Source organism: Asticcacaulis aquihabitans, assembly GCF_032490435.1.
Lineage (GTDB): Bacteria > Pseudomonadota > Alphaproteobacteria > Caulobacterales > Caulobacteraceae > Asticcacaulis.
In genome coordinates this window covers 1,336,085-1,348,676 of the sequence record NZ_JAVGWM010000001.1, presented here as the reverse complement: position 1 = coordinate 1,348,676, position 12,592 = coordinate 1,336,085, and the positions used below count along the sequence as shown (strand labels likewise).

General features: G+C 59.9%; 11 protein-coding genes and 1 tRNA gene. 5 read left to right on the top strand and 7 right to left on the bottom strand.

The annotated features are described in order from the left end of the window. Positions 1 to 102 precede the first annotated feature (102 nt). The 4 genes from cobS to RCJ00_RS06185 all read left to right on the top strand — a co-directional run bounded on the left by cobS (position 103) and on the right by RCJ00_RS06185 (position 5,052). On the top strand, positions 103 to 1,104 hold the full coding sequence (cobS, locus tag RCJ00_RS06200; protein ID WP_316220908.1) for a cobaltochelatase subunit CobS: 1,002 nt from the start codon (positions 103 to 105) through the stop codon (positions 1,102 to 1,104). Positions 1,105 to 1,201: 97 nt separating this feature from the next. Continuing rightward, a complete protein-coding gene (gene cobT, locus RCJ00_RS06195; protein ID WP_316220907.1) occupies positions 1,202 to 3,049 on the top strand; it encodes a cobaltochelatase subunit CobT in 1,848 nt (615 codons plus the stop codon). Position 3,050: 1 nt separating this feature from the next. Next, complete coding sequence (locus RCJ00_RS06190; RefSeq protein WP_316220906.1) at positions 3,051 to 4,040, top strand: esterase-like activity of phytase family protein; 990 nt, start codon at positions 3,051 to 3,053, stop codon at positions 4,038 to 4,040. Continuing rightward, complete coding sequence (locus RCJ00_RS06185) at positions 4,018 to 5,052, top strand: helix-turn-helix domain-containing protein (protein WP_316220905.1); 1,035 nt, start codon at positions 4,018 to 4,020, stop codon at positions 5,050 to 5,052. The genes RCJ00_RS06190 and RCJ00_RS06185 overlap by 23 nt, the downstream gene beginning before the upstream one ends. 707 nt (positions 5,053 to 5,759) lie before the next feature. Here RCJ00_RS06185 and rpmB read toward each other — a convergent pair. The 7 genes from rpmB to RCJ00_RS06155 form a co-directional block, all read right to left on the bottom strand. Then, positions 5,760 to 6,053 carry a 50S ribosomal protein L28 gene (gene rpmB / locus RCJ00_RS06180; protein WP_023456866.1) on the bottom strand — a complete coding sequence of 98 codons (294 nt, stop codon included), beginning with the start codon at positions 6,051 to 6,053 and terminating at the stop codon, positions 5,760 to 5,762. Positions 6,054 to 6,284: 231 nt separating this feature from the next. Then, on the bottom strand, positions 6,285 to 6,800 hold the full coding sequence (locus RCJ00_RS06175; RefSeq protein ID WP_023456867.1) for a CarD family transcriptional regulator: 516 nt from the start codon (positions 6,798 to 6,800) through the stop codon (positions 6,285 to 6,287). A gap of 384 nt (positions 6,801 to 7,184) precedes the next feature. Further along, on the bottom strand, positions 7,185 to 7,457 hold the full coding sequence (locus RCJ00_RS20645; RefSeq protein WP_411267520.1) for a DUF1294 domain-containing protein: 273 nt from the start codon (positions 7,455 to 7,457) through the stop codon (positions 7,185 to 7,187). Between the two features lie 30 nt (positions 7,458 to 7,487). Continuing rightward, the gene (gene fdxA, locus RCJ00_RS06170; RefSeq protein ID WP_023456869.1) at positions 7,488 to 7,826 is read right to left on the bottom strand and encodes a ferredoxin FdxA; all 339 of its coding nucleotides are present in this window, start codon (positions 7,824 to 7,826) and stop codon (positions 7,488 to 7,490) included. Positions 7,827 to 7,919: 93 nt separating this feature from the next. Further along, entirely contained in the window at positions 7,920 to 8,234 is a 315-nt protein-coding gene (locus RCJ00_RS06165) for an RNA-binding S4 domain-containing protein (protein WP_316220904.1), read from the bottom strand. Between the two features lie 134 nt (positions 8,235 to 8,368). Further along, a complete protein-coding gene (locus RCJ00_RS06160; protein WP_023456871.1) occupies positions 8,369 to 8,578 on the bottom strand; it encodes a cold-shock protein in 210 nt (69 codons plus the stop codon). 257 nt (positions 8,579 to 8,835) lie between these two features. Next, a complete protein-coding gene (locus RCJ00_RS06155; protein WP_316220903.1) occupies positions 8,836 to 11,733 on the bottom strand; it encodes a helicase-related protein in 2,898 nt (965 codons plus the stop codon). A gap of 266 nt (positions 11,734 to 11,999) precedes the next feature. Here RCJ00_RS06155 and RCJ00_RS06150 point away from each other — a divergent pair. Further along, positions 12,000 to 12,076, top strand: a tRNA-Arg gene (locus RCJ00_RS06150). Positions 12,077 to 12,592 lie beyond the last annotated feature (516 nt).

Below are 12,592 nucleotides of genomic sequence, written 5' to 3'. Positions count from 1 at the left end.
CGACAAAAAACTTTGCCATCGGCGAAATTACGGGTTGTTTCGCCTGCGCTAAAGTCTTAGCTGAAAAGCCTGATTGTCCGTCGCTGAAAGCCTGAAAATCTCATGTCCGCCGAGCTTGAATATCCCGATCCCCTGCTGTCCCTCGCGCCCGATACGAAGGTCAATGCCCGCGATGTGTTCGACATCGACATCGATATGCAGGTGCCGGCCTTCACGCATCGCGACGCCCACGTGCCGGATATCGATCCGGCCTATCGTTTCGATCCTCAGACGACCCAGGCCATCTGCGCCGGTTTCGCCTTTGACCGCCGCGTCATGGTCCAGGGGTTCCATGGCACCGGAAAGTCGACACACATCGAACAGATCGCTGCGCGCCTCAACTGGCCGCTGGTGCGCGTCAATCTTGACAGCCATGTGTCGCGCATCGATCTGATCGGCAAGGATGCCATTGTGTTGAAGGACGGCCAGCAAGTCACCGAATTCCGCGAAGGTATATTGCCGTGGGCCCTGCAACGCCCCGTCGCCCTGGTGTTCGACGAATATGACGCGGGTCGTCCGGACGTGATGTTCGTTATCCAGCGCGTTCTGGAGGCTCAGGGCCGCCTGACCCTGCTGGATCAGAACAAGGTCATCAAACCCAATCCGTTCTTCCGCCTGTTCTCCACGACCAACACCATCGGTCTGGGCGACACGACCGGGCTTTATCACGGCACGCAGCAGATCAATCAGGGCCAGATGGACCGCTGGTCGCTGGTGACGACGCTCAACTACCTGTCGCACGAAGCCGAGGTCGAAATCGTACTGGCCAAGGTGCCGGAATTCAATACGCCCGAGCGTAAGACCGTTATCGACGCCATGGTGCGCGTCGCCGACATGTCGCGCTCGGCCTTCGCCAATGGCGATATTTCGACCGTCATGTCGCCGCGAACCGTCATCACCTGGGCGCAGAACACCCTGATCTTCAATGACGACCCAGAACTGGCCTTCCGCCTGTCGTTCCTCAACAAGAGCGATGAACTGGAACGCCACACCCTGGCGGAGTTCTATCAGCGCGCCTTCGGCACCGACGTCAAGGAATCGGCCCTGAAGGTAAAGGTCATCTAGTTTCAGGACGCGCCTTGTGCGCCGTCCTGGCCCCTATCGGCAAGCCTGAGGCCCGGGGCGGTTTTCGTTCCGGCCCGGCTTTTTAAGTTAGACATTCATGGCCCAAAAGCCGACCATCCTTTCCGAACCGTTCAAGAAGGCGTTGATCCATTCGACCCGCGCCCTGGCGGAGGATGCTGAACTCGAAGTCGTGTTCGGTTCGGATGGACCGCGGCTGGATGGCAACAAGATCATCCTGCCGCATCCTCCGCGCGACCTCGCGCCGAAACTGGCCCAGCGCGTGCGCGGCCAGGCCGATCGGCTGGCGCTGAAGGTAGCCCACCACGACGACAGCCTGCATGCGCGCGCACGGCCACGCGACGATATCAGTGCGGATGCTTTCGATGCCTTGGAGGAGGCGCGGCTGGAGGCCATAGGCGCGAGAGCCATGGCAGGGGTGCGTGTCAATCTTCTGGCGGCACAGGAAAACGATCTGGAACGCTCAGGCCTGTATCGCAAAGAAGACAAGGCGGACATCGGCCTGCCGGAAATTCTCGGCCTGATGGCGCGCGAAGCAGTCACCGGCGATCCTATCCCGAACTCGGTTCAGCGGGTCGTCAACCTTCTGCGGGCGGAGATAGAGGAAAAAACAGGTGACGGTCTCGAAAAACTGGCTGGGCTTATTCATGATCAGAAGGCTTTCAACCGTCAGGCGCGCCATATCCTGACGGCGTTGGACCTGAAGGACGACAGTCAGGATGCCGAGGACGAAAAGAAGGACGAAGGTGAGGAGGGCGAAAGCGAAGGCGACAGCCCCAAGGAGGACGCGCCTGACAATGACCAGCCCGACGACGGCCAGTCGCAGCAGGACGAACCGGAAGAACAGACGGGGCAGGATCAGCCGCAGGAGGGCGAGGACGACTACACCCAGATGCAGGGCGATCCGCAGATGTCGTCCGAATCCTCGACCGACGAAACGCCCGATGGTGAGGCCGGAGAGGCGGAACGTCGCGACATGGACGTGCCGGAACCGAACGTCAAAAAGGAATACGATGTCTATACCCGCCAGTTCGACGAGATCATTACCGCGGAAGAACTGTGCGACCCTGAGGAACTGGAGCGCCTGCGCGGCTTCCTGAACGCCCAGCTGGCCAATATGGCCAGTGTGGTGTCGCGCCTGGCCAACCGCCTGCAACGCAAGCTTCTGGCGCAGCAAAGCCGGTCTTGGTCGTTCGATCTCGAGGAGGGCGTGCTCGACGCCTCGCGTCTGACCCGCGTCATCATCGACGCCAGCGCCCCGCTCAGCTTCAAGCAGGAAAAGGACACCGAGTTCCGCGATACGGTGGTGACGCTGCTGCTCGACAATTCCGGCTCCATGCGCGGGCGGCCGATCATGGTGGCCGCCATCTGCGCTGATGTACTGGCGCGGACCCTTGAACGTTGCGGCGTCAAGGTCGAAATCCTGGGCTTCACCACCAAGGCGTGGAAAGGTGGGCAATCGCGCGAACAGTGGGTGCGATCGGGCAAACCGGCCAATCCCGGGCGTCTCAATGACCTGCGCCATATCATCTACAAGGCGGCGGACAATCCGTGGCGGCGAACGCACAAGAATCTCGGCTTGATGATGCGCGAAGGGCTGCTGAAGGAAAACATCGACGGCGAGGCCTTGCAATGGGCCTATTCGCGTCTCGTCAACCGTCCGGAACAGCGCAAGATTTTGATGGTCATATCGGACGGTGCGCCGGTCGACGATTCGACCCTGTCGGTGAACAGCGGCCATTATCTCGAAAACCATTTGCGCAAGGTGATCGACGACATTCAGACTCAGGCGCGTGTGCAATTGGTCGCCATCGGTATCGGCCACGATGTGACGCGCTATTATAAACGCGCCCTGACCCTGATCGATGTCGAACATCTGGCTGGCGGCCTGATGGACAAGCTGACTGAGCTTTTCGAGGAAAAATGACATGCGGATAGGGCGCAAGCCATTGGTTGCCTTGGTTTCCGGCGGGATTTTCTGCCTGTTGAGCGCCATGGTCGGCCATACCGAACCGCGGCCTTACCTCGAAAGCCCCACCGTGGCGTTCAGGCCCCTGACGGGGGGCGATGTCCGGCCGCTGAACCCCAAGGTGCGCTATGTCGGCGCCTATGAATTGGTGGCGACGGGGACGTCCGGGCTTGTCGGGTTGTCCGACATTCAGGTGTTCCCTACGGCCGACGGCGTGCAGGCCGAGGCCGTCAGCGATTTCGGCGCCGTCGCCCGCTTTACGCTCAAAGCCGATGGCAAGGGGGGATATCTCGACAGCCTCCTCGAAATTGATCCCTTGCGCGGGACGGATGGCAAGACGTTCGACAACAAGTCGCTCGCCGATTCCGAGGATCTGGCTTACGATCCCGTCACTGGCCGGCGCTTCGTCTCCTTCGAAGGCGTTCAGCGCGTCATGACCTACACGGATTGGCGCGGCGCCGGAGAAACCCTGCCCTTGTCCGGCCTGGCGCTGTTTCCTTCCAATTTCGGCATGGAAGGCCTGACCTATCTGCCCGATGCCAAGACCGGTGACGCCCTGCTGATCGGCGTCGAGGCGGGGGGATTCTGGCGCTGCGAACTGGCCTCCAATGCCTGCGCGCCCGTCAACGGTCCCGCGGCGCCCGGATTTTTGTACATGCTGACCTCGCTTGCGGTGGTCGATTACGCCGATCCGGTACGTCGCCATGAGATTTTGGCCTTGTACCGCTATTTCGATCCGCTGACCGGCCCGCGCAACATCTTGCGTCTACTGAAGTATGAGAATGGGGCGCTGACGGCTATTACCGATCTGGTCCGCCCGAAGCCTTACGATAATTATGAAGGCGTGGCCGCTCAGAAGACCGGCGACGGCTACCGGCTCTACCTGATCAGTGACAGTTTGAAAGAAAACGGACGCTCCAAACTACTTGTCTACGACTGGACGCCCTGACGTGCTGGCCGTGCTCGCTCCTGCGGTCGCGGCCGCCTTGGTTATCATGGCGGTTCTGGCGTGGCAGCAGCCGCGGTTGCCCGGGCGGCGCGACATGTCCCTGTGCATGGCGATCGGGGCGGCCTTCTTCCTGTATAAGGCCTTTCCCGATGCCCTGGCTTTCGGACTGCCGGTGGTGCTGGTCGGGCCCCTGGCCAGCAATCGCGCTTATCGCGCGGCGTTCGAGACGCGGGCGCGCCCCGTGACAATCGACCTGGGGCTTCTCATGGTCATACTGGTTATGGGAGGCGTCGGTTATGCCGGGCCCCACTGGATTGGGGCACAATGGGGATTCAGCCTGATCAGTCTGTACCTCTTCCTTGAATTGCCGGTGATGGTGTGGCGTGGGCTGCCGGATGATCTGGTCGAAGCTCGCCGCAATGCGCGCCTGTGGGTGCTGGGCCTAGGCGCTGTGATCGGCGCGCTCATCTGTGTCGGCGCCGTCGTGGGATACTCGAAAGCCGCCGTGTCCCTGGGTGCCGCCGCGACCCTGGCCCTGTGCGTGATAGCAGCGGGCTTCGGCAAGTCCATCGTGGCGACGCTTGCGCCGGTGCAGGCCGAGCCGCAGGCGCTCGACGACCGCGAAGGCCAGGTGCTACGGCGGCTGCGGCATCTGATGCGGGACGAACAGATATTCCGCGATCCGGGGCTGAGCCTGTCTCGATTGGCGCAGATGCTGGATGTACCGGAACATCGCCTGCGTCGCGTCATTCATATCGGCGAAGATCAGCGCAATTTCAGCACCTACCTGAACGCGCTGCGCATTGCGGCGATGAAAGCTAGGCTCGACTCGGACGAAACTATTCTCGCCCTGGCTCTTGAGGCTGGCTATACCTCGCTGTCGGTCTTCAATCGTGCCTTCAAGGCGACCGAGGGTGTGACGCCGACGGCCTTTCGCGCGGCTCGTATAGCCAGAACCAACCCCAGCAACGCAAAGACAGCGGAGGCGGAGAGCGATGCCGGCAAGGCATAGCCTTTGAGGACGGTGCCGAAGGCGACGGACACAAGGGAACCGATCAGGCTGGTCATCTTGTAGGCATGTTCGGCGGGGTTCAGCGCGATGCGCCAGGATAGCGGCCATAGGGTGCGCAAGACGTCCCAGCCGCCATAGACAACCAGGCCACTGGCGGAGGGATAGACGAGGCCCGCCGGCCAATGATACTGGCCTTCTCCCGCCGCGTATAGCACCGCCACGGCTGCTCCGAGCGCCAATATGCCGGTGGCGGGAACCAGGTCGGCAGGGCGTCGGCCGCGGGCCTTTAGTCTGAGGCTGCGTATCCCCGACCAGATATGATAGGTGACCAGAAGGCTGACGCCGATCAGATCGATCCGACCGCGAAAAACGAAGGCGCCGATCAAGGCGCCGCCAACGCAAATGCCGGCAAAGATCAGGGCTATTCTGCCCACCGCCCGATGCCAGGGCGTGCCTTTGGGGCGGCTGAGTATGGCCAGCCCGGTGATGATCCCCAGGCACCCGGCGGTGACATGGGTGAGGATGTTCAAGGTGTGAAGGTCGGTCATGGCAAGTCTCCTGTGGAGGCTGCCGCATGACAATTCTTATCGCGTCTGTCTGGTGGATTTCAGAAATCCGTCAGGCCTTGCCCGTTCTTGGGCCCGATTTTTTGCAATAAAAAACCCGGCACGCGGCCGGGTTTTCATGTGTTCGGATTTAAGGCTGGATTAGGCAGCGGCTTGAGCCAGCTTGTCCTTGATCTGCTTCTTGAGGCGACGGGCGCGGATCGACAGATCGGCATCGTCAGCCTTGATCAGGAAGGCGTCCAGGCCGCCACGGAAGTCGAGCGTGCGCAGGGCGGCGTTCGAAATCTTCAGGCGGAAGGATTGGCCCAGGGCATCGGACTGCAGGGCGGTTTGACGCAGGCTCGGCAGGAAGCGGCGCTTCGTCTTTATGTTAGAGTGGCTCACGCTGTGGCCGACCATGGGACCGACACCGGTGAGTTCGCAACGACGCGACATGGGATGTACCTTCGGTTAAAACAAATAGGGGAGCGCGTCCGAACGCCTGTCCGTCGCGCGAGAGGCGGTTCTATAGGCAAATGAGGCGGCGAGGTCAAGGGCAAAACGGCATTTTTTGCCCCATTCCGCTATCGTTCCATCGTCTTTCGAAACAAGTGCAGGCGCGGCGCGCGCATATAAAAAGAGCCTCCCGGCGAAACCGGGAGGCTCTTGATTTCAAACCATCAGGGCTTAGGCGGCCTTGGTCAGGTTCTTGTTCAGGATGGCGACGGCCGAATCGCGGTCGATCTTTTCGATGGCGGCGACTTCACGGGCCATGCGGTCCAGAGCCGATTCGTACAGTTGGCGTTCCGAATAGGATTGTTCCGGTTGGCTTTCCGAACGGTACAGGTCGCGAACCACCTCGGCCAGGGAGACCAGGCAACCGGAGTTGATCTTGGCTTCATATTCCTGGGCGCGGCGCGACCACATGGTGCGCTTGATACGCGCGCGGCCCTTGAGGGTCACGAGCGCCTGCGACATGACGGCTTCCTGGGCGAGGTGACGCAAGCCGGCAACCTTGGCCTTCTTGGTCGGGACGCGCAGGGTCATCTTTTCATGATCAAAGGTAACGACATAGACTTCCAGGGTATAACCGGCCACTTCCTGGGTTTCGATCGCGGCGACCTGACCCACACCGTGGGCAGGATAAACGACCTTGTCGCCTACGGTGAATTCGTGGCGGGAGGCGGTGAGGGTATCGGACATGGCGAACCTTTCGAGCGGTTAGGGCAGCTCCGGCGGCACTGTCATCCAATAGGCGTCAAGCAGGCTGTCTTCAAACCGGGGAGGGTTGAAGGTGACCAATAAAACGCACGAAACCATCCGCAAAGAGAAGCTCTCAGGGAAGGAAAAAGTGCGTGTTTCTTAACTAGGACAAGGGTGTCATCCGACCTGCGTCGATGGTGCAAACAAACCCGCCAGAACAGCGGACCTGGAGCACATAAAAACAAACGAAGATTTGCGCGGATCGTGTGGTCTGGGTTCGTCCAAATTGGACAAGAAGCGGGCCGTGCGACTCTTGCAATATGACGTCTATATCACAAATTTACGGCAAAATAAAGGGTCGGTGCGCCGGATCGTTAACACGCCCTACCAAATCAGTCCTATAAGGCAGACAATTGCCGCGTGAAAGGCCGCCGCGCCATAAAGCTTGTGCATAAAGGCTTTTTTACTGCGCTTATGACGAAAAACCTGGCTGGCCAGCAATCCCAAGGGCCAACCGCCGGCGGCGCATAGCCACAAAAGTGTGGTTTCGCGTATGCGGCGTTTGCCGGCAAGGGCATATTTTTTATCCATCGCCCAGGCGTGCCAGGTGGCGAGGTTTATGAGGCACAAGAAGGCGAGCGCGAACAGCCAAAACATGGCCGAAGCAGACAGCCAATCGCTTAAGGGCTATTTACCGTCGCCAGGCTTTTCCGAGAAATATTTCTCGAATTTGCCGGTTTCGCGTTCGAAATCCTCACGGTCGGCGGGCGGCGTGCCCTTTTCGGAGATGTTCGGCCACACGGCGGCGTACTTGGTGTTGATCTCAAGCCACTTGGTGCCTTCGTCCTCGGTGTCCGGCTTGATGGCGTCAACGGGGCATTCCGGTTCGCAAACACCGCAATCGATGCATTCGTCCGGATTGATGACCAGGAAGTTTTCGCCTTCGTAGAAGCAGTCGACCGGACACACTTCCACGCAATCCATGAACTTGCACTTCACGCACGGGTCCATAACGATGTAGGTCATAATGGTCTCAGCCTCGATTACAAACTAGATGTGCGTCATGCTCAGATAAGGCCGCCGTGTCAAGAGTCCGCCGCAGGCGAAACCCGATTTGTTCTAATTCGAGGCATTAGCTGCGGTGTCGGGCACGGTATTGACCGCGCGGTAGAGGCTTTGTGCTTCAGAGGCGGGCCCGCGACGGTCACCGGTATCGACGACGACGATGTCGAAAAGACGTGTGCCGATGGCGAAGATCAGGTGGTCGTCCGGGCGGATCGCCGCCGATGCCTTTTCAACACGGCCGACCTTGCCGAACCGTTCCAGGCGGATATGGCCGCTTTCACATGCCTTGGCCGACAGGGCGCGCGTCTTGAAAAAGCGTGCCCGCCACAGCCAGACGTCGAGCCGGCAGGAAGAAGAGTCTGTGTGCATGGCGACAGATATTGGAAAGCTGCTGCGAAATGTCAAATGCCCGTTTATCCGCGGCGATCAGATGGCAAGCCATCGGCAACGAAAAAAGGGCCGGCCCCTTGCGGAGCCGGCCCTGATTTCAAATCCTTGCGGATTTAGACGTTGGCGAGTTGCTCAGCCGACATCTTGCCCGAACGCTGGTCGCGGGCCATCTCGTAAGAGACCTTTTGACCTTCGTTGAGGCTGCGCATGCCTGCGCGCTCAACGGCGCTGATGTGAACGAAAACGTCTTGGCCGCCGTCGCTCGGCTCGATGAAGCCAAAACCCTTGGTCGGATTAAACCATTTTACTGTGCCGGTGCTCATAAGTGAACCCTTTCAATGACATGTGTATACGCATCCAAACAACATGTCCGGATGCCTCTCGCTAAACTTTTGAATGGGATCGCTCGGTGCCCTTTTGGAAAAAGGGCGAAACAAAACGGCAGACAATCATAAATCGATAAGCTCAATATAGAGCCTTTATTGAAAATAGCAAGTTATATTGCGACGCTTGAATTTAGACGCCGCAATATAGTCATTTACTATTTTTAATTATACCGCCGCAGCCGTTTTGGCAGCCATCAGTTCTGGTTGCCGAATTTTTCCCGTAATACGGCGAAGGGCGAGTAGGGATTGACATAAGGCTCGCGCGGTTTCGGCTCACGCGCGGCTTTGTTCGAGCCGAATTTGCCGCCGCTGCCTTTGCCAGTCCCCGGTTTACCAGTCCCCGGTTTACCATGCGCCTGAGGTTTGCCCTGAGCCTTGCCGTCGCGACGTCCCTTTTCGCCGCGTGGCCGCCCGGAGCGCTGCTCGGGCGGCGTGCCTTCGCCCTCTTCGCCCGCCACAGCGGCTTTCACTGCGCGCGGCTTTTCCCGGCGCGCGTGCCGGGGCGGACGCGGTTCGAACGATTTCTGCCGCCAGCCGACCAGCATTTTCGGCGTGGTCTGCGCGCCCGCATCCGGCGCAGCCTCTTCCGCCGCGACGTCGGCCTGAACATGAGTTTCGGCCTCCGATTCAGCCGGTTGCCGTGTTTCGGCGTCTATCGGCAGGGGTATTTCGGTCCCGGCGTCTTCGATGGGCTCGACAATCGTTTCGGCGGGCGTCTCTGCCGATGGCTGGTCGGTGGTTTTGGGGGCGGGCGCTTCAATCGGCGGCATCTTCACGAAGCCAAGCGCCTGAAGCAGCTTGTCGCGTTGCTTTTCACCGAGCGACAAGGGTGCGAAAGCGGTTTCGGGCAGGTAGGTCGCGCCCTTCTGCCACAATCCGCCGCCCATGATCTTGTCCAGTTGCGACAGGGTTTTCAGCGCAACGGCGCCGTACTCTTCGAGCAGCAACTGACCACGCTGGCTATGCTTACGCTGGCCCTCTCCGGCGCCGAACGCCTGGATCAGAGGGCGCAGACGGGGGCTTTGCAGGTCGGGTAGGAACCAGGCGTAGCGGTGACCGGCAACGCCCAGGGCCTTCAGGGCCGCCTTGTCTTCCGGCGTCAATTTCAGCGCCTCGTCACGGCGCAGGACGCCGCCGTTTTCATAAAGCTGGAACGCGATGGCGCGGACGGCGGGCGATACGGTTTCGGCTTCCGACGCCTGCTTGACCTTGTACAGGCTCTTCAGGCCCGATTGTGCCGATTGGCGCACATAGTCGGTCAGGCGCTTGACGGCCCGTTCCGCCAGGGCGGGATGGTCGGGGGCGTCGATCAGTTTGAGGCGCGGCGCGAACCAGTCGCTGGGCTCGATGCGGGCGACGGGCTCTTTCTGCCACAGGATGTCGTGTCCCTTAATCTGAAAGGCCTTCGAGGCACTGTTGCCGAGGTCGCGCAGCCGGTCGATCAGGATCGGCTTGACGGCGCGATTGGCCGCCTGGCGAAGGGTCTTGTCGGCGATCAGGCTTTCGCTGCTGCTTGGGCGGAAGCTCAGGCCCTTGATTTCGCCAACCGTATGGCCTTCGATGATGACGTGGCCTTCGGGGGTGACTTCCGGGCGCGGCAGCTCTTCGGCATCAAGCGCCTTCAAAAGGGCGCTGGTCCGGGCGTCAACGAAGCGCTGCATCAGGGCTTCGTGCAGTTTGTCCGACAGGCGCTCTTCCAGATCGCGCGTCACATCTCGCCAGTGCTCCGTGCGCGCCAGCCAGGCGCCGCGGTTGGAAATGTAGCTCAAGGTGCGCACGCCCGACAGGCGCGACGACAAGGTGTCGATGTCGCCATCCATGTGGTCTAGATCGCGAAGGGCGGTTTCGAACCACTCTTCTTCGATGAAGCCGTCCGGACGCAGCCGCGACCAGAACAGGTGGGACACCAGTTTTAGATGCTCGTCGAAGCCGATCTTGCGGAAATCCGGCAGCTGGCAGGCTTCCCAAAGGGTGCGCAGGGTGACCGGATTGCGGATCTTGGCGGAAATCTCTTCGTCCTGGCTCAGTGCGCGCAGGGCCTTTTCGTCCAGCGCCTCCTTGGCCAGGTGCAGACCGATGACCTGCGACGGCTGGCTCAGGCTTTTCAGCAGGGCCTCAAGTGTCGAGAAATCGAGTTTGTGGTTGCGCCATTGCGCGGCGTCGAGCGGTTCAAAGATGTGGTTTTCGACCGCGTGTACCAGGTCTTCATCCAGTTCATGGCATTCGCCGGTCACGCCGAACGTGCCGTCATTCATGTGCCGACCGGCGCGGCCTGCGATCTGGCCGATCTCCTGAGCCGTCAGATGGCGGGTGTGTTTGCCGTCGAACTTGGTCAGCCCGGAAAAGGCGACATGCTGGATATCCATGTTCAGGCCCATGCCAATGGCATCGGTAGCGACCAGGAAGTCGACCTCCCCCTTTTGGAACAGTTCGACCTGGGCATTACGGGTCTTGGGCGACAGGCTGCCCATGACGACCGCCGCGCCGCCGCGTTGACGCCGGATCAGTTCGGCGATGGCGTAGACCTTTTCGGTTGAAAACGCGACGATGGCGGTGCGTTTGGGCAGGCGGGTCAGCTTTTTCGGGCCGGAGTAGGTGAGGGCCGACAGTCGCTCACGCATCATCACTTCGGCGCCGGGGAAAAGACGGTGGAACAGCGGCGCAAAGGTCTTGGCCCCCAGGAATAGCGTCTCGAACCGGCCGCGCGCATGCAGCAGGCGATCGGTGAAGACATAGCCGCGTTCCGTATCGCTGCAGAGCTGAATTTCATCGACGCACAGGAAGTCGACCTGCCGCTCCAACGGCATGGCTTCGACCGTGCAGATGAAATAGGCCGGCAGGCGCGGAATGATCTTTTCCTCGCCGGTAATCAGGGCAACCGCGTTCGGCCCCTTGATCGCCACCACCCGCTCATAGATTTCACGCGCCAGCAGGCGCAGCGGCAGGCCCATCATGCCGGAGCCGTAGGCGCACATGCGTTCGATGGCATAGTGCGTCTTGCCGGTATTGGTCGGGCCGAGAACAGCCATCAGCTTTGCGTCGCTGAGGGTGTGGATGACGGGGCGGGGCGGGGTGGGGGCAGGGTTTGACACGCCGCATAGATAGGCGCGCGGGCGGCGTTTGCAAAGCGCAAATCTCAGTTATGAACGAGGTGTTACCGAAGCGCCGAACGATGGGGAAACAAACCATGTCCGAATCACTGACATGGCGCGATACCGCTTTTGTTCTCTACCAGATATGGTGGGCCGCTTGGGGATTAACCATATGGGCATAGCCGATGCGGGCTTATGCACGAAAAAATCCGCGCTATGCTTCTCATCGCGGGATGCATTGTGTAAGAGGAGCATATGGCGCAGATGGCCCCTTAGCTCAGCCGGATAGAGCAAGGCTTTCCTAAAGCAGAGGTCGGGGGTTCGAGTCCCTCAGGGGTCGCCATTTGTATGCTGCTGGCCGGTTAAGGAGGGGCACCTGACCGGCTCAGCCAGGGCGCGAGCTCGGTCTGCTTCGGCAAGGTCGTTTTCGCATCTGTCAGTTCTGTAGTGCGCTGATATTGGCGGTATTATCAAATTTTTCGCTGTTGGCCCAAGCCTGAGCTCGACTTGAGGCCGCTTCCGCCCATTAGCAGACGCTCTGCTTTGTAGTCGGAAGCCTTAGTGCATCATGTTAAGTTCTTTTCAGGGGGGGGCGACATGTCGCTAACGTGCATCGTCAACTGACCCGTGAGAAAGTTTGGCAAGCGAGCACAGTGAAATAGTTATGAAAGACTGAAGGATGTTATTTGTATACGACGATCATTCAGATTTAGTTCATGATGCTGCAATCTCGGCAGTTTCATTTTCCAGTGACGAGATTGTAAACATCCAGCTTAAAGTGCGCGGAACCGATCAGCTTATCTTACGATTTTCGTCTGTCATCGAGTCGAGAATTTTTGGATTTGGGAAACAGAATATA